This window comes from Bradyrhizobium sp. OK095, assembly GCF_900109945.1.
In the GTDB taxonomy this organism is placed as follows: Bacteria; Pseudomonadota; Alphaproteobacteria; order Rhizobiales; family Xanthobacteraceae; genus Bradyrhizobium.
On record NZ_FOBX01000003.1, the window covers coordinates 611,655 to 628,090 of the forward strand.

The window sequence follows — 16,436 nt, forward strand, 5'->3', positions numbered from 1 at the left end:
CGTAGCACGCGAAAGATACCGCGCGGTAGGTATGTTTAGCACGCAGAACATGGCTTTTGTCGGGGAGGAAATATCACGTGTGAGTGACGAGCCTGCGACAGGCGCGGAACGCCGCACGAAGCCGCCGTGCGATGAATCGTGCGGCGGCTCCGGGGGGGGGCGCAGCTGTTCGTGCGGCGTCAGTTGATTCGCACCGAGAGTTCGACGTCCTCGGCAAATGGCGTGGACATATAGCCGCTTCCGGGTGCGCGCACCCGCGCCAGATAGTCGGGGCTGTCGTCGGCGTTGTCGGCAACGATGATTGCGCCCGGCCTGAGATGGCCTTCGACCAGATCCAGGATCTCAGGGTAGAGCGCCTTGGCGCCGTCGAGCAGCACGAGATCGATCGTCTCAGGCAGATCGGCGCTGAGCGTGTTCAGCGCATCGCCTTCGCGGATTTCGACGAGATCGATCAGTCCGCCCGCCGACAGGTTCTCCCGCGCCCGCGCCGCCTTGGAGGGCTCGAACTCGCTGGTGATGAGGCGGCCACCGCCATTGTCGCGTAAGCCCGCAGCAAGGTGCAGGGTCGAGATGCCGAATGACGTGCCGAACTCGACGATCGTTCTGGCCCGCGAGCTGCGCGCGAGCATGTAGAGCAGGTGACCCGTCTCGCGCGAGACCGCGAGTGGGTCGTCCTTCAGGAGTCCATAGAGCTCCGCGTAATCGGTCTTGCTCCGCATCATCCGCGTCACCCGCGTCCGGTCTGCGTCGGACAGGTTGGCGACGGCGGCCTGCGTTGCGCCGCGCGCGGCTTCTGCCTCGAGGAACAGGCGATCCAGCAGCGGTGCAAGTGATGTGATGGCAAGCGAAGTCATAGTCGGGGTGGTCATAGGAAGTCTCCACATTCGCGAAAAAGCTGCGCGCTTGCGCTGAGGCCGAAATACGACTAATTCGTCGCATTTCCTATTCGCATTACCTGGACACGCCATGGCCGACCGTCGAAGCCGTTCAATTTCCTCACGAAAACAGCCGCAACAGGCCCGCTCCAACGAGCTGGTGGCGGCCATTCTGGACGCCGCTGTTCAGGTCCTGGCGAAGGAGGGCGCGCAGCGTTTCACCACGGCGCGGGTGGCTGAGCGGGCCGGGGTGAGCGTCGGATCGCTCTACCAATATTTTCCGAACAAGGCGGCGATCCTGTTCCGGCTCCAGAGCGACGAGTGGCGGGGAACGAGCGAGCTTTTGCGCGGCATTCTCGCGGACCGGACGAAGCCGCCACTGGTGCGGCTGCGCGCATTGGTCCATGCCTTCATTCGTTCGGAATGCGAGGAGGCTGCGATCCGCGGCGCGCTCAGTGACGCCGCACCGCTCTATCGCGACGCGCCTGAGGCGCAGGACGCGCGAGCAGCTGGCGAGGGCATTGTCGCGGCCTTCATGCGGGAGGCATTGCCAAAAGCCCCGGATGCGACGCGCATGCTCGCCGGCGCGCTGATCAAGACGACGCTGAGCGAGGTCGGCAAAAGGTTCTCGGAGACGCCGCGCAACGAGGCGGAGATCGCGCGTCATGCCGACGGGATGGCCGACATGTTCTGCGCCTATCTCGGCGAGCTTGCTGGGCGCCGAAATCATTCCTGACATCCGCGTTTGCGGGCCAATATCGTTTCTGATCTGGCCGGATCATGAGTTAGCCTCGGCTCGTCGTCCATCCAGCCATCGAGCGCCGCGCCATGCATGTCCTCCGTCCCCAGTTCCGCATCGAGGAGCAGCGCGCGCTGGAATTCGCAGGTCAGCGCGGTTTCGGCATGATCGTGGCGGCGGATGAGCGCGGCCCGCGTGCCTCGCATGTGCCGTTCGTGCTGGCCGAGCGCGATGGCCGCGCCATCGTGCAGATCCATTTCACGGCCAAAAATCCGCTCGTGCCGCTCGCGGACGGCACCAGGCGCTTCCTGCTGATCGTTGCCGGCGACGATGCCTACATTTCCAATGACTGGTATGCTTCGCGCGACAATGTCTCGACCTGGCTCTACGAGGCGGTGCATCTGTCGGGCGTCGCGCATCCGCGCGAGCTGGATGAGAATCGCGGCCATGGCGATGCGCTGCTTGCGGTCTCCGAGGCGCGTTTGCCGAAGCAGCCCTGGGACCTCGCTCAGATGGAGCCGGACAAGCGCGAGACCATGTTGGCCGCGATCCGTGTCATCGATCTCGCGGTGGACAGCGTCGAGGGGCAGGCCAAGCTCAACCAGCACAAGAGCGATGCGGATCATGTCGCGGTCGCGGGCCGGTTGGCGCGGTCGGAGGAGACTGGACACCGGCGGCTGGCGCGAAAGATGCAGGCGCTGCGGCCGGGGCTTGGGTATGATTTTTCGTGATTGGGGCTACGCTTGCGTCGCTCAACATTTGACCTTACGGACCTCTGCATGCTCGTGATCTCCATTCAAAGCCAGGTGGTCCACGGCCATGTCGGCAACAGCGCGGCCGCCTATGCCATGCAGGCGGAGGGCGTGAACGTCGCGGCAGTGCCGACGACGCTTCTGTCGAACCATCCGCGCTATCCGACCTTGCGCGGACGCGTGCTGGAGACCGAGCTCGTCGCCGATCTCCTCAAGGGCGTCGAGGAACGCGATCTCGTCGATGAGGCCGCGGTGCTGGTGACCGGCTATCTCGGCTCGCCCGGCAATGCCGCCGTCGTCGCTGATTTTGTCGAGCGAGCCTTGATCCGCAATTCGAAGCTGATCTATCTCTGTGACCCCGTGATCGGCGACGACGGCCGCGTCTATGTCGCCGACGGCATTTTGGACGTGGTGCGGCACCGGCTGCTGCCGGCCGCCAACCTGACGACGCCGAACCAGTTCGAGCTCGAGCTGCTCTCCGGCATCACGATTGCCGACGCTGCGGGCCTGCGCGCGGCCTGCACGGCGCTCGCGGGGAGCGGCCGCACCGATGTCGTTGCCACCGGCTGCACGCTCACGGACACGCCGGAGGGGCAGGTGGAGACGATCCTGTGCGCGGATGGCCAACTGTCGCGCTTTGCGACGCCGCGCCTGCCGATCCGCCCCTCAGGCACTGGCGATCTCCTCACCGGCCTGATTGCGGCGCATCTGGCCAAGGGCAAGGCGATGGAGGCGGCGGTGCGGCTCGCAGTCGAAACCATTTTTGCGGTGCTGGTGCGCACGCAGGAAGCAGGGACAGCCGAGATGCGCCTCGTGCCGCTGCCGGCGCGGAAGCAGTAACCGTTCAGGTCGCGCGCTTGCCGGCCGATTGCGCCGACTTCTGCGGCTTGGCCGGGCTCTTCTGCTCACGCGCCGCCTGTGCCTTCGGCGGCTTGGCGCTCGCCACAGCCCGAATCTTCTTCGACTTGACGCTGGTGGCTTCCTTGGTGACAGCGCCACGCTTCGAGATGTATTCCGCGCCGTCGATGGGGCCGACATGCGGCGGATCGCGGCCGAGATAGGGCCGGCCGATGCCGAGCGCCTTGCCATTGGTGTCGACCCATTTCCACAGCACCTCGGTCGAGACCCAGCGTTGCGCGCGGTTGTTGCCGGCGGTCGAGACGATGTCGGCCGCCATGCCGTGGCCGTAGCCGCCGCGCGTGCTGCCGCCATGATAGGAGCGGTCGGACGCCGCCTTCAGGCCGCTCGCGATCGACTGGCGATAATCGTCGCGGAACGCGCTGGTGATGCCCGGCGAGAGGCCGGCGGCCTCAGCTGCGAGCAGCGTGCGAAACAGTTTCTGCTTGAAGCTGCGATCCATGCCGCCGATCACGTAGTCCATCATCGCCTTGCCGGCGTGCTCGGCCGCCTTGGGATCCTTCCAGCCAAAATCCTCGTCGACGAGTTTTGTGAAGCTGCGCATCACCGTGACCATCTTGCCTTTGCGCTTGACGGTGACGGCGCGGCGGTCCTCGACCTTGATCGAGTCTTCCTTGGGCGTGCGCTGGTAGAGCGCCCAGAGATAGCGGTCGATGCAGGCGTCCATGACGAAACATTCGTCGAGCACCGCGACGGTGTCGGCGGACGGCGACGCCTTGCTCGCGACAGCGGCCGGTCCGCTCGCGATGGAAGCGGGCGACAGCGCATCCGTCGTCACGATCTCGGTGGGGTCAGCGGAGGCGAGTTTTATCGCGGGCTCCGATGCCGGTGCTGCCTCGCTGACGGCGGCTTCCGGCTCGGGCGAAATCTGCGGTGCCGGCGGCGCTTCCGCCGGCAAGATCAGTGCCGGATCGGCGGATGCGAGCTTGATCGCAGGGGTGGGGGCTTCGGGCACCGATTCAACGGGCGCTGGCGTTGCGGCGACTGCAGCCGCGATGTCGGCTGTCAGCGCGATGCCATCCTCGATGGCCGCGGCGCGCGGAACGTCGGCGAGCTCGAGACGGCTGACATCTTTCGCGCGCGAGACGGCGGCCGCATTGGCGCCGCTGCTCTCGATGAGAGCTGGAGCGTAAGCCGACAGAGAGAGTGCCAGCCAGCCGGCCATGACGGCCGAGGGGCACGAGACTGCCACCAGAAGAGACCGCCGATCATTCATGATCCCTGCCTCCAAAAGGTTCTCACCGAACCAGTTTGCACAGCTAGCTTACGCGGTGCGTCCATTGTTCGGAGGACGATGTGGCGGCGCAATGGCGCAATTCGGCAAAAACGGGCTTTTCGGGCAGGTGTTGCCCGCGGGCAACGCGAGTTCCACTGCGGTTCCAGGAGGCCGGCAACGTCTGAAAAGGCCGGCAAATACAGCGTTCATTGTCGTCAAATTGAAGTGGCTGGATTTACTCAATCTTGGATTGTGGTCTGGCATTTCTCTCGTGCCGGCAATGTCCGGTAGAACTGGGAAGGACGCGAGTCGTGAAATTGAAATGCCTGTTGGCCGAATTTGCCGCCGATGAATCCGGCGCCACCGCGATCGAATACGGCCTGATCGCAGCGGGCATCGCGCTCGCCATCATCGAGATCATCTACGCGCTCGGCACCAATCTCGTGGCAAAGCTGCAAGCGCTGGCGACGGCGCTGAAATAGGGCGGAGCGCTCGATCCCTCGCGTCCGGAGGCCTGGAGTGCTGAGGTCGCGCTGGGCCGCGCGCAACTCGTTGTGACAGTTAACCATTGCGCCCATGCGCGGGGCGCGATGTTGCGATGCAGCAATGCATGTCGCAATGCAGCAAATCAGGCTTAAATGTGCTCCGAGACTTACCTTTGGAGCATCACCAATGAACAAGAAGACTTTGTCGATCGCAGCCGCCGCCCTCGTCATCGCGGGCTCGACTGCCACCTTCGCCGCCGAGCTGCCGGCCTATGAGGCGGGCGGCATTCCGGTTTCGCCCGTGCAGGTCCGCGTGCTCGGTGCCAACAATGTCGAGCAGCAGGTGACGGCGCCCGCCACCAGCGTGACGGCGCTTCAGGCCAGCGTCCTGACGCCACGCAAGCTGAAGACCGCGACGGTGACCACGGGCTCGGCCCGCTAACCAGCCTGCACGGTTCCGTGGGCATCGTGCCTACCGCAAGATTCGGGTTTTAAGAAGGCCTCGTCTCGCATTGAAGCCGCGTTCCCTTAAGGGGAGCGCGGTTTTTCTTTGCCGTCGGGAATGATGCAGTTTCCTGCGTGCGTGCGCGGATCGAGAAGCGCGGACGAAAAAACAATCGCGCGCTCTCTGCGTTGTGTACGGCGGTTCAAGACGAGTGTGATCTTCTTAATAGTTGTTTTGGAAATCGCGGCGCCTGATGCGGGCGCCGCATGCGTATTGAGCGGCCAATTATAGAATCATACTGGAGCCGTCATGCCCGTTGCGCAAAAAGCCGTTGTTGCCAGCACCTCGCCGCGTGAGTTCATCGTCAGGCATCTCGCGATGTTCGCCGCCGCCGCGTTGTTCGTGTTCGTGCTGAGCCTGACCTACGGCCTCGATCTCAGCCCCGGGTTCTTCTGATCACTGCGCCCATGTGGGGCTGCGGCCGCGTGCCAGCCCTGCAAGCAAATGGGTTGAGCCGCAGCCGCTGCCGACGTATCGCTTGATTCATGGATCAGCGGACGAGCGGCGCTGACGCTCTCATTCACGGGAAGGATGCGGCACCGGCGCTTCTTGGCGTCGTCTGCGGCCTGTCGGCGGCGCTGTTCTGGGCGCTCGGCTTTGCCGGCACGCGGCATGGCCTCAAAATCGGCTTCACGCCGGTCGATCTGCTCGCGCATCGCTACGTCTGGTCGGGGATCGCGTTCCTGCCGCTGGTGTTGCGCGCGGGTGTCTCCGATCTCTGCGGCATCGGCTGGGGCAGGGGCCTCGTGCTGATGGTGCTCGGCGGCCCCGTGATGTCGCTGATCTCCTACACCGGCTTTCAGTACGTGCCGCTCGGCCATGGCAGCGTGATCCAGCCGTCCTGCGCCACGCTCGGCGGCCTCTTGCTCGCAGCCCTGTTCCTGAAAGAGAGGATCTCCGCCTCGCGCTTCGTGGGCGCGCTGGTGATCGTCGGCGGGCTCGGTGTGATCGGCGCGGAATCGATCGGCCATATCGGCGCCGACGGCGTGCAGGGCGATCTGATCTTCGTGCTGACAGGATTGATGTTCGCAGGCTTCGGCGCGCTGCTGCGCGGCTGGCGTGTCTCCGCCGTGTCGGCGGCGCTCGTCATCAACGTGCTGTCGCTGCTGTTGCTGCCGGTCTATCTCTGGAGCGTTGGGCTCGCGCGCATCATGGCGATCGGAATCGGCGAAAACGCCATCCAGGCGCTGGCGCAGGGCGTGCTCGCCGGCCCCGCCGCGCTTTATCTCTACGCCGTCTCGGTCCAGCGCCTCGGCGTCGCCCGTGCTGCGGTGTTTCCGGCTTGCGTGCCAGCGTTGACGCTGCTCACCGGCTGGCTCCTGCTCGGCGAGCAGCCGACGATGTTGCAGACCGCGGGCCTTGCGACAGTGCTGTGCGGATTTTATCTGGCGCAACGGCAGCGGTGAGTTCGTAGCCCGCAGCTCACGCCTTCTTCACGAACTCCGATTTCAGATTCATCGCGCCGATGCCGTCGATCTTGCAGGCGATGTTGTGGCCGTCGGTGGCCTCCTGGAGGCGGATGTTGCGGACCTTGGTGCCGCCCTTGACGACCGATGAGGAGCCCTTGACCTTGAGGTCCTTCATGACGATGACGCTGTCGCCGTCGGCGAGCACATTGCCATGCGCATCGCGCACGCCGGCCTCCTGCGCGACCGGTGCGGCCGCGTCGCCCGCAGCGCTCCATTCATGGGCGCATTCGGGGCAGATCCAGAGATCGCGGTCCTGGTAGGCGTGCTCCGAGCTGCAATTCGGGCATTTCATCGGTTCGGTCATTGCTTGCCTCGTCACCCCTAGAGCCTTTCCCGTTCCGATTTCATCGGAACGGGAAAGGCTCCAGGTTTTTGTTTTTGCGCGTTTTCTTTACGCGAACCGGTACCCACTTCGCTCGAAAACGCTCTCACGGGCGCGCCGCACGCATTCCGCCGGAAAAGATGGTTTTGGAGCAATTCCTTTACCATGGCGTCCGGTCGGGTTTGAAGTGCTGGAACCTTAGGAATTCAGGAAAAATTCCGCGGTATCCATGTCCTGACATGACGGATGCGCCGGACACGCCGTTCGACGCATCCCACACATCATTGGAGCTGTCATGAGCGAGTATCGCGCTGCCGTCAGACATCACACGCTGAGGACCGGATTGGTCGAGTTCGACAACGGCGCCGGCAGCCTCGTCAGCGTGCCCTGCACGATCCGCGATGTCTCCGGCAGCGGCGCGCGGCTGCAGCTCAACAGCTCGGCATGGGTGCCGGAGCAGTTTGCGGTGATCTTCTCAGGCGGACTGCGCAAGGCCTGCCGGCTCGCCTGGCGCAAAGAGAGACTGATCGGCGGCGCGTTCGCGGACGGCTATGCGAGCCCGGACGAGCAGGCCGCGATGATGACCGCGGACGAGCAGTCCCGGCACCGGCTCGGGATCGGCGCGCGCGTCAAGGCTGCGCGCGAGACCCGCGGCTACACGGAATCCCAGCTCGCCGAGCGCATCGGCGTCACATCAGGCTTTCTGGCGCTGGCCGAGCAGGGCGAGGCGGACATTCCGCTGTATCAGCTGATGCACATCGCTGATCTGTTGATGGTCGGTCTCGACGGGCTTGTGGCCGGCCCGGCGCCCGAGGACGTCGACGCGGCCTAGCAACCACAATATCGAAAACAACCCCATGCACAGTAGCCAAGTCGTTGAATTCGCAAGCGGCTGCGGATTTTACGAAATTTAGCTTGCTCCGTCGGGCAAAACAGGCGCATGATGGCATCGTGGCGAGAGGCGGGGCGGACGCCGATCGCGGGACAAGCTTCGCGCAAGCGGGCCTTGGAATAGTGGGATCTACTTCTTTCTGAGAGGAGATTCCACCATGCCTATCGCGGGGCAAAAGCTGGCCTTCGTGTTGACCTCGTCCAACCATGGCACGATGATCGTCAATCGCTTCGACTATCGCATGGTCGGTCCCGACCGCGGCTACGGCGTCGGCTTCCAGATCCTGGAGACGGCCGCGTTCGATCCGGGCGAAGTCAAGATCGCGCTCGAACTGCTGGCCTTGCGGCGGAAGCACCACGGCGACGGGGTGATCGCCGTCGACTGCGGCGCCAATATCGGCGTCCACACGGTCGAATGGGCTTCGGCGATGACGGGCTGGGGCTCGGTGATCGCAATCGAAGCCCAGGAGCGGATCTACTACGCGCTTGCCGGCAACATCGCCATCAACAACTGCTTCAACGCGCTCGCGGTGAACGCGGCCGTGTCGTCGGTGTCAGGCACGATGCAGATTCCGAACCCGAACTATTTTCTGCCGTCGAGCTTCGGCAGCCTGGAATTGCGGCAGCGCCCGAACAACGAATTCATCGGCCAGCCGATCGACTATGCCGACAACACCGTCATTGTCCGGACCATGACGCTGGACGAGCTCAATCTGCCGCGCCTCGATTTCATCAAGATCGATATCGAGGGCATGGAGATGGAGGCCCTTGAGGGTGCGCAGGAGACGATCCGGAAACATCGCCCGATCCTGTTGATCGAAAAGATCAAGACCGACAACCGGCAGCTCGAGCAGTGGCTACGCGACAACGGCTACGAGCCCATGGCGATGGGAATCAACGTTCTCGCCGTGCATCAGAGCGATGCGAGCTTGAGGGATATGATCCCGCCTCAAGGCGCGCGGCCGGCAGCCTGACACGCGCGGCCTCGCGATGGCTTCGCAAGCCGAGAGCCCGGCTCGGGTCACGTTCCCGCAAGCCGAGAACAAATTCGCTTGCCTTGCCTGGCGTCCTTTTGCACTCTCGTCGCAAGGAGGCCATCGCATGAAGAAAATGACTGTCGCATGTGCTCTCGGAACGGCCCTGGTGTTGTGCAGCCTCGGGACGTCCGTTGCTGAAGCCCGGGCGCGGAAGGTGCAGATCGTTCGCGAACGGCTGCGGGTTGATGTCCCGGTGATCAGGCCGACGCCGTGGGATTACAATGTCGTTCCACGCTATCGCTATCGCCCCGAAGACGACCGCGTCGATCCCTACGGCCCGCCGCTGGTGCCGTCGTATGTCCGCTATGAGGCGTGGCGGTGGCCGTATTGGTGGTGAAAGCCACCGACGGATACGGAATGGAATAGACCTCCATTTGCGTTGCCAGGAATCGACTAAACGTCTCGCGCGGCTGCAAAGGCGCGGTTCCATTCCTATATGAGCGAAAGCCCATACAGGATGCCATGCCCGACAAATCAGCGAAATCCGCAAGCCCCATGATCGTGCGGCCGCGCCGCTTGGCGCCGGTGCTGGTGTGCCGCAAGTGCCTCAAGCGCAGCGACGAGGGCGCCGATGTCAGGCGCGCGCTGAAGTCCGAGTTGAAAGCGAACCGGCGCGAGGGCAGCAAGCCGGCCAAGCTGGTCATGACCGCTTGCTTCGGACTGTGCCCGAAACAATCAGTCGTGGTCGCGAGCGGCGCCAGTCTGACACGGCAGGAATATGTGCTGGTGGCGAATCGCGATCAGGTTCCGCATGCGATCGCGCTTCTGAACGGCGAGGGCGAGGGATGATCCGCGTCGCCAGACCTGATGCGGTCGGCTTCACCGGGCCTTGATGGGGAATCGCTTCGGCGTGGGCGATTTCGACGTCAGAAGTTTCAGCGTAATGCCGTGCTGCCCGGCGCGGGCTCTCACGGCCTTTTCGCTCCGTGCGAGGGTGCTGGCGATCTCGTGGGCGCGCATGCCGGACTCCGCCATAGCCTTGAGCCGCTCGTGTTCCTCGGCCGTCCAACGTTTCACCAACGGCCAGGTCGACTGCATCAGTCCGCTTCTCCCGCGACGAGTTTCCGCTTTGGGATAGCGGGGTGGCGCGGCAGCGTATGTTCACTTGTGAACAAGAGAGACTGTGAACAAGGGAGACTTGGCGGAGCGGATCAGTTTGTTCCCGCACGAGGGCTTATTTCTGCACCACGGTCTGCGTGCCTGATGCGGCCGGTGCTGGCTCCCACGGCGCCGGGAGGATCACGCGGATGGGGCGCACATCGGCCACATGGTCGGCCGTGCCCGAGGCGACCCGCGTGGGCAGATCCCGTGCGCCTTCCGCTGCTGCCACCGCAATGGATGCCAGGATGAAACTCGCCGCGATCACTGCCGCCCGCAAATCAAAGATCATTGTCGCCGTCCTCCGTTGGCACAGAGAACCAGCGGGCGCCAAAAAAGTTCAGCGGAAACGGTGAAAGCGTGAGCGGGGATCGTACATTTAATGGAGGCCGCCGATCGGGAGCCGATGAAGATGACCGGCAGGAGCCGAGCAAAAAGATATTCGGCAGGGCGGCGAGGGAATTTTTGTGCATCGTTGTCCGTAATCCGGGCTAGGGGTCAATCGGACGTGGCTGATCGGGTGCCGTCCAGCCCGGGGGAAGCGGTTCACTGTAGCCCGCAGGTCTGGAATAGGCCGTGCCATAAACGAATTGCCCGGTCGCGCCCTTGAATCCCAGGATGTACCAGACTTCGACGAGATACTCGCCGGTCCGGTCACGATCCTCCGTCGCGAGCCAGAAGACGCGTCTCAGGCCTTTCCCGATGAGACGGGAGACCTCTCGCGCCTGAACGGGTCCGTCTGGCCGGGCGAGAACCGCGTCAATAACTCCGTTGACGGCGTCTGTTGCTCGCGTGCGGTCTTCGGGCGTTTCGGCGCCAGTGTAGCCCCGGGGCGGAAAGCGATGAGGCTGGAATTTGGTCTCCCGTCTCAACCGCTCAAGCAGGGTGCGTTTCTCGGGTGCGAGCTGCACCACCTCGGTCGAAGGCTCGGGAAAGAGCTGCGCGTATTTCCAGTACAGCACGCCCGCGAATGCGAGGACGCAGATGGCGAGAGCGCCAAAGAACAGCAGGACGTATTTCATTGGCGCAGGAAGGTTGATTTCAGTGGGGTAGTCTACATCGGCCAGCACAGGCCGAAAGGCCTGGCAGGTACGCTATCACCGCAATTCCGAACCGCTCACTATCAATCCGTGGTCATGACCGGCTCGCCGCAAGTGCGGCCGACCATCAATAGCGGCCGCCGGTGCCCTTTTGCTGCGTGATCCAGTCCGACAATGTCTTCGGTGTCGATTTCGCAGACCTGGCCGGTGATGCCTTCGGATTGTTGCGGACTCCGTTCGTCGGACGGGGGCGCTGCGCTTCCCTGTCGTTGACGCTCTTCAAGGAGGTAACCGATGCCTCGGCGGCTTCCTTCTCGAGCCGCAGCTGTTTCAACCGCGCCATCTTGATGCGCTCTGCGTCGACCTCGGGTCGGTCGGACAGCAGCGGCCTGTGTAGAGCAAGCTCCGCCGGGACCAGGACACCGAGTATGGTCGTCTCGCCGAGCGCCTTGCAGGCTTCGAGCCGATGCAGTCCCTCGACCAGAACGAGGCGGTCTCCGTCGAGCCGAACGGAAATGGCCTCCTGCTGCCCGATGTCCATAATACTTTCCGCGATCTCCCCGACGATCTCGGGCTTGATGGCCTTCTTCTGCTTCGTGGGAACGAAGATCTTCTCGATCGGGAAGCTTTCCGGTTTGGGCATAACTTGACTCCGCTTCTACCGGGCCCGTCGGAACCCATGCCGGTTGGGTTGGGAGTTTAGGGGGGAAGGGCGCGACCGCAAAGGCAATTTCGGCGGATTACGGCGTGCACATAATCAGGGTCGCATGCCATAGCGAACGTATTTATTGCACAGTCGCCGTAATTCCGTAACTCAAGAGTTGATGGTGTTGCTTCGCTCCACCCATCCTAAGGGCCGTGTGGCGATATCACCGCAACGATTCGTACCTGTTCTCTTGAGAGTTGAGTGCGCTGTCATCGTAACTCTGGGCGGGCGAGTAGCTTGTAAATTAGGTGAGATCTCGCAAAGCCCATCACTTTCTTTGCTGTGAGGGGGGCGCTTGGCTTCACCGTTTTGGGTCTTGTCGGAATACTTGGGGATGCCATACTGCAAACCCTAGAGTTGTGTGCTGGGGAGGGGGAATGGAAACCATTAGTGAGATTTTGGCTCGGATTGGCATATCAGGACGTATTAGTCGCACAATTCTTTTCGGTTTTACGACAGTCGCGTTTGGAGCGTTTCTTCTCTGGGAGACCGCAAACATCCTGCAGGCAGCAGGTATGGGCCCCCTTCCTGATTGGCTAGTCGGCTTTTACCTCGTCGGGCCCAAACTGATCGCCGCAGTAATTCCGCTTGTAGCGGTGGTAGTGACATTTGCAGTCTTCATAATAACCGTCTTTGGGCTGCAGAGGGAGTCGAGAGATTATGCTCGAAAGATATCTCGTGCGCAGATCTCTCTATCTACAATCTCTAGCGCCGCCGAAGGAAATGCAGATAGCCTGCAAGCTGCAATACAAGAGTTGGAACCGGACGTTGCGGCTCTGAAAGAGCGTTCGTTCAACATCGATGTCTCAACTCCCGAAAAGATCTTTCAGGTTGCGCGTCAGAGGTTGTTGGACGAGGCGGTGCGGCTAGACTCGATTAGTCGCAGAAATCTGATGATCGGAATATTATTTAGCGCGATTGCGCTTGGAGTGCTTGCTTGGCCCTTAGTTGCTGCGTCCTTCCAACCGGCTATCGAAGCAAAGGAGTTTAATGTCCTGGCTTGGGCATCTCAATACTATCTCCCTCGATTTGCGGTCGGTATTCTGCTTCAATTTGTTGGCTTCTTCTTCCTCCGATTGTACGTGGCCAACGAACTAGATCTCAAGCACAACAAGAACGAGATAACAAATTTTGAAATGAAGATGATTGGAGTGCAGCTAGCTCAGAGCTTCGGCGATGCACCGTCAAAGAAGGAGATTATAAAGTCATTGGCGGCCACTGAACGAAATTTCTTGATCAAGAAAAACGAGAAGAGCATCTCTACGGAAGCGATGAGCGAATACAATGATATGAAAGGGTTGCTCGAAAAGGTTGTCAGCAAGCTCCCCGGAAAAGAAAAATAGCACATGAGAGCAAGTGGCGCATTTGACTTCGCTAGCCAGATTAAGTGCACTGTCACCGTAGCTCCACGGATTCCAGATGATTGCGATAGCGGAGCTAAGGAAGGATCTTCCAAATTGGCCCCTCGCCATTCTCGACGACTGGCTCCTCTATTTTGCCAGGGAGCCTGATCTGAATTGGCCTCCGCCGAATCCTCTCGCAGATCATCGATGGTCAGGCATCTTGGGTGGGAGGGAGTTGCCGTGGTGGAATAACGTGACTTGGAAGAAAGAGAACGCAAGTTGCGGGTTGATTGACCTCTGTCCGAGGTCGCGAGGCCTAACGGAGCTAACTTGCGACGACATACGAATGGGGCGAGCCGACGAGGTGGAGAAACGTCGCTTCAAGATGCCGTTTCAATACTTGCTTGAGCATGGCGTATTCCTCAACGCCTTGGTCGCTATGAAAAGGTCAGACGGTTTGCTTGTACTGGATGGGTATCACCGAGTGGCAGCGCTTCACGCCCTGCAGCTTTTGCCTGATGAATTTTTTTCCGTACCCGGTAGACAACGACCGTTACTAACTCAGGATGTTTGGGTCGGAGTACACCGCAATCGCGAACTGCCTCTGACCTGAAGCTTTGCTCGTGCCGGTGGGGGATGCGAAGTTACGGTGACAGTGCATTTAACTGTGTTAGCCGATTAAGTGCACTGTCACCGTAACGCCATCTTGTATGCCATCGGTCATCCCCAGGGATAACCTGTCACAGAGATTAGCGTGTCTCACTTACGGGGTGCAGTCCAGCACTGTCACCGTTACCGTAGCTGCGTAATCCAGAAGCGTTTGCCGAACGAGTTGGCGACGCCGTAACTCCATCCTACGGGCCGGCTTGCTAGGGTCTCGTAACGCAAACGGGTGTGCTCGTCCGGCGGTTGGCCTTGCAGTAGTCGCATCGGATTTGACCGCTGTTTTGCACGGTCGCCGACCGGCCACATTTAGTACAAGCCTGCAAACTGTAGCCCTTTGCGGCGGCCTCGTTTCGTCTTCGACGATCCTCATTATCGAGGCTCCCAAGCCGCCGTCCGGTTAGCTTCTCTAGGCTCGTCAATAGCTCGACCGCACTTGGGGGGAGCGCTCGGGGTTGGCCAGTTATAGAGCGTCTCAACGCTTCGACTTGTTGAATCCGATAAGATGCAGCTAGTGGCGTCACAAAGAAATGTTGAACTAAGTCCTGAGCGGTACGGCAGTTTAGTCGAATGGCTGCCGCCGCGGGTACTGCTATGGCGCCAGCAACTCGGTTTGCAATCCATTCGTCGAGCTTTTCGTGGCGACTAGAAAGTAACCGGATGTCCGAATGCGGGACCTTGCGCCGAATCCCTTCGTGCTCAAGGCAAAGGTGAACGCTCTCATGAAGTAAGGTCATTAACGGATGCGGCCGTCCCCTCAGGCCTTCAGCATACAGCGACTCAATCAGAACTAACCGCCGCGCGGGATAGTCGACGAATGCCTCGCCCTTGATCGATCCATCTGGAACAACATCGAGTGTTAGGGGACCCAAGTCTTTTCCGAGAAGCTTATCAAGGAGAAAGCCAAAGCGGAGTTGGGGGAATATCGTGTCCCAGTTGAGCTTAGACGCGATGAAAATCGCCGTCGCCTCGAGCTCTTCCAAGCTTGGGTAGCTGATTGTTCCTCTACCAGGAGGAGCCATAATCTTTGACCCCCAGATACGAATCGCTATGAAACCATTAGCCGGGAAATTAACTTCGGAGTCTAGAGTTTTGTCTAAATATAGCGATTCTCGGTAGCCGTTTGTCCACAGGTAGGGCTTCGCAAAGCTGATCTCAAACTCACCAAAGCACTGTGGAGACGTTAGCTCGACATTTTGCGCAAGGCCCAACAGAAACCTGCGAGCTTAAAGATCGTCTAGGTGCCGACCAATGAACTCACCGCTAGAGTGCCATGCCGGTTTGCCTTCACCTGTTTCCGGATCATGGTACCAAGCCGGTCCCCAGACTCTACTCAGATCCCATTCCCAAGCCACGCGCTTTCCTTTCTCAAAGTGGGTGCGTGTCGTTGGGAAGATTCTGTACATCGTTTGAGAGCCGCCAGGAGAGATCGTCTCTAAGATAAGGCCCCTGCAATCGCTAATGAGTTGAGTGCAGTTGGGATCGGAGTAAATCGCTACACCTGAGTGATAGACGGTGTTCGTTTCAAGTGGAATGGATTCAATTGCTTTGAGAAGCGTGATTCCAGAATCAATTGCGCGAAGAATATCTTCGTCGGAGGCGGCTTTGCCGTGGATGATTCTATCCCGTACCTGCTGAAAGAGCTTTACCGATCCGCTGACGTGTCCGGGAAGGCTACCCTGTTCTCTTAGTGCTTCGATTGCAGATAGTGTCGAGCCCGCCTGGACATTTTGATACCAACCCGTAGCCGCAAGCAGTCGCCTTATTTTTTTGTCCAGTTCAGCAGCAAGCCGCATTAGGGCGACCTTCGGCGCCCTGTTTGATTCCTGCAGTAGTTGCTCCTCCAGCGCTGCGGCAGGTCCGTTATTCGGTAATCCAGAATCTAGCTGGGGTGGGACTGGGATTTCGTTCTCGACCTTTTGCGTCGCTGCCCGCAGCTGATCGAGCTTCTCTTCGAGTTCGAACTCTTGGCCAAACAGCTTGCCCTTCTTCAAGTCGCTAAGTCGACGCAAAACACCTCGAATTTCATCATGAAACGAGTAGAGCGCCCCAGCAATGAGCAGTGGCCATAAGATCGATGCGAACGCTTTTACGATCTCTGCTACGGCATTCGCCTTGTTCATCCGCCCGCCACCTTCTCCGGGACAATCGCGCAAAGACGACGGCCCGGCCAAATGAATCGATATCTGCGAGAACTAGTCGGAGCAATGTTGATCTTGGGGCTTGCTATCTTCGCCTCAAATTACGGTGACAGTGCATTTAACTACGCTGGCCCAGCGAGTGCACTGGACTGCACCCCTCAAGTGAGACACGATAATCTCGGTGACAGGGCGGTTGCCACGACGTTTTATCTTGCCTTGTTTTGCGCGAACGCGGC

General features: G+C 60.8%; 20 protein-coding genes. 12 read left to right on the plus strand and 8 right to left on the minus strand.

The window, feature by feature from the left end; all coding sequences use genetic code 11:
* Positions 1-179: 179 nt before the first annotated feature.
* On the minus strand, positions 180-854 hold the full coding sequence (locus BMW89_RS11935) for an O-methyltransferase (protein ID WP_177195994.1): 675 nt from the start codon (positions 852-854) through the stop codon (positions 180-182).
* A gap of 112 nt (positions 855-966) precedes the next feature.
* Here BMW89_RS11935 and BMW89_RS11940 point away from each other — a divergent pair, with 112 nt between their 5' ends.
* The 3 genes from BMW89_RS11940 to pdxY all read left to right on the plus strand — a co-directional run bounded on the left by BMW89_RS11940 (position 967) and on the right by pdxY (position 3,206).
* On the plus strand, positions 967-1,611 hold the full coding sequence (locus BMW89_RS11940; RefSeq protein WP_092026162.1) for a TetR/AcrR family transcriptional regulator: 645 nt from the start codon (positions 967-969) through the stop codon (positions 1,609-1,611).
* 92 nt (positions 1,612-1,703) lie between these two features.
* Positions 1,704-2,345: an FMN-binding negative transcriptional regulator gene (locus tag BMW89_RS11945; protein ID WP_092026165.1), complete on the plus strand. Its 642-nt coding sequence runs from the start codon at positions 1,704-1,706 to the stop codon at positions 2,343-2,345.
* Positions 2,346-2,393: 48 nt separating this feature from the next.
* Positions 2,394-3,206, plus strand: a complete 813-nt coding sequence (gene pdxY, locus BMW89_RS11950) for a pyridoxal kinase (protein ID WP_092026168.1) — start codon at positions 2,394-2,396, stop codon at positions 3,204-3,206.
* A gap of 4 nt (positions 3,207-3,210) precedes the next feature.
* Here the strand turns inward: pdxY and BMW89_RS11955 are convergent, their stop codons facing one another.
* Complete coding sequence (locus tag BMW89_RS11955; protein WP_092026171.1) at positions 3,211-4,500, minus strand: hypothetical protein; 1,290 nt, start codon at positions 4,498-4,500, stop codon at positions 3,211-3,213.
* Between the two features lie 317 nt (positions 4,501-4,817).
* On the opposite strand from BMW89_RS11955, the gene BMW89_RS11960 reads away from it, so the two are divergent.
* The 4 genes from BMW89_RS11960 to BMW89_RS11970 all read left to right on the plus strand — a co-directional run bounded on the left by BMW89_RS11960 (position 4,818) and on the right by BMW89_RS11970 (position 6,896).
* Positions 4,818-4,982 (plus strand): Flp family type IVb pilin, encoded by a 165-nt coding sequence (locus BMW89_RS11960; RefSeq protein ID WP_164988332.1) that lies wholly within the window; start codon positions 4,818-4,820, stop codon positions 4,980-4,982.
* 190 nt (positions 4,983-5,172) lie between these two features.
* Positions 5,173-5,427 (plus strand): hypothetical protein, encoded by a 255-nt coding sequence (locus BMW89_RS11965; protein WP_092026177.1) that lies wholly within the window; start codon positions 5,173-5,175, stop codon positions 5,425-5,427.
* A 312-nt stretch (positions 5,428-5,739) separates the two neighbouring features.
* Complete coding sequence (locus BMW89_RS37865) at positions 5,740-5,886, plus strand: hypothetical protein (protein WP_164988275.1); 147 nt, start codon at positions 5,740-5,742, stop codon at positions 5,884-5,886.
* 89 nt (positions 5,887-5,975) lie between these two features.
* The gene (locus BMW89_RS11970) at positions 5,976-6,896 is read left to right on the plus strand and encodes a DMT family transporter (RefSeq protein ID WP_092026180.1); all 921 of its coding nucleotides are present in this window, start codon (positions 5,976-5,978) and stop codon (positions 6,894-6,896) included.
* Positions 6,897-6,912: 16 nt separating this feature from the next.
* Here BMW89_RS11970 and BMW89_RS11975 read toward each other — a convergent pair whose 3' ends face one another.
* Positions 6,913-7,263, minus strand: a complete 351-nt coding sequence (locus tag BMW89_RS11975; protein ID WP_092026372.1) for a zinc ribbon domain-containing protein YjdM — start codon at positions 7,261-7,263, stop codon at positions 6,913-6,915.
* A gap of 313 nt (positions 7,264-7,576) precedes the next feature.
* Between BMW89_RS11975 and BMW89_RS11980 the strand changes: the two genes are divergently transcribed.
* From BMW89_RS11980 to BMW89_RS11995, 4 genes are all read left to right on the plus strand, one after another.
* Positions 7,577-8,113 carry a helix-turn-helix domain-containing protein gene (locus BMW89_RS11980; protein ID WP_092026183.1) on the plus strand — a complete coding sequence of 179 codons (537 nt, stop codon included), beginning with the start codon at positions 7,577-7,579 and terminating at the stop codon, positions 8,111-8,113.
* Positions 8,114-8,330: 217 nt separating this feature from the next.
* Positions 8,331-9,146, plus strand: coding sequence for an FkbM family methyltransferase (locus BMW89_RS11985; protein WP_092026186.1), 816 nt, complete (start codon positions 8,331-8,333; stop codon positions 9,144-9,146).
* Between the two features lie 127 nt (positions 9,147-9,273).
* Positions 9,274-9,546 (plus strand): hypothetical protein, encoded by a 273-nt coding sequence (locus tag BMW89_RS11990; RefSeq protein WP_092026189.1) that lies wholly within the window; start codon positions 9,274-9,276, stop codon positions 9,544-9,546.
* A gap of 125 nt (positions 9,547-9,671) precedes the next feature.
* Complete coding sequence (locus BMW89_RS11995) at positions 9,672-9,998, plus strand: hypothetical protein (protein WP_092026192.1); 327 nt, start codon at positions 9,672-9,674, stop codon at positions 9,996-9,998.
* Positions 9,999-10,028: 30 nt separating this feature from the next.
* Here BMW89_RS11995 and BMW89_RS12000 read toward each other — a convergent pair whose 3' ends face one another.
* From BMW89_RS12000 to BMW89_RS12015, 4 genes are all read right to left on the minus strand, one after another.
* Positions 10,029-10,247, minus strand: a complete 219-nt coding sequence (locus BMW89_RS12000; protein WP_092026195.1) for a hypothetical protein — start codon at positions 10,245-10,247, stop codon at positions 10,029-10,031.
* Positions 10,248-10,383: 136 nt separating this feature from the next.
* The gene (locus tag BMW89_RS12005) at positions 10,384-10,599 is read right to left on the minus strand and encodes a hypothetical protein (RefSeq protein ID WP_092026198.1); all 216 of its coding nucleotides are present in this window, start codon (positions 10,597-10,599) and stop codon (positions 10,384-10,386) included.
* Positions 10,600-10,798: 199 nt separating this feature from the next.
* Entirely contained in the window at positions 10,799-11,377 is a 579-nt protein-coding gene (locus tag BMW89_RS12010) for a DUF4844 domain-containing protein (protein ID WP_143062749.1), read from the minus strand.
* A 97-nt stretch (positions 11,378-11,474) separates the two neighbouring features.
* Complete coding sequence (locus BMW89_RS12015; protein WP_092026204.1) at positions 11,475-11,990, minus strand: ParB N-terminal domain-containing protein; 516 nt, start codon at positions 11,988-11,990, stop codon at positions 11,475-11,477.
* 440 nt (positions 11,991-12,430) lie between these two features.
* On the opposite strand from BMW89_RS12015, the gene BMW89_RS12020 reads away from it, so the two are divergent.
* Positions 12,431-13,396, plus strand: a complete 966-nt coding sequence (locus BMW89_RS12020; protein ID WP_092026207.1) for a hypothetical protein — start codon at positions 12,431-12,433, stop codon at positions 13,394-13,396.
* A 1,889-nt stretch (positions 13,397-15,285) separates the two neighbouring features.
* On the opposite strand, the gene BMW89_RS12025 is transcribed toward BMW89_RS12020, so the two are convergent.
* Entirely contained in the window at positions 15,286-16,182 is an 897-nt protein-coding gene (locus BMW89_RS12025; RefSeq protein WP_092026210.1) for a hypothetical protein, read from the minus strand.
* Between the last annotated feature and the right edge of the window lie 254 nt (positions 16,183-16,436).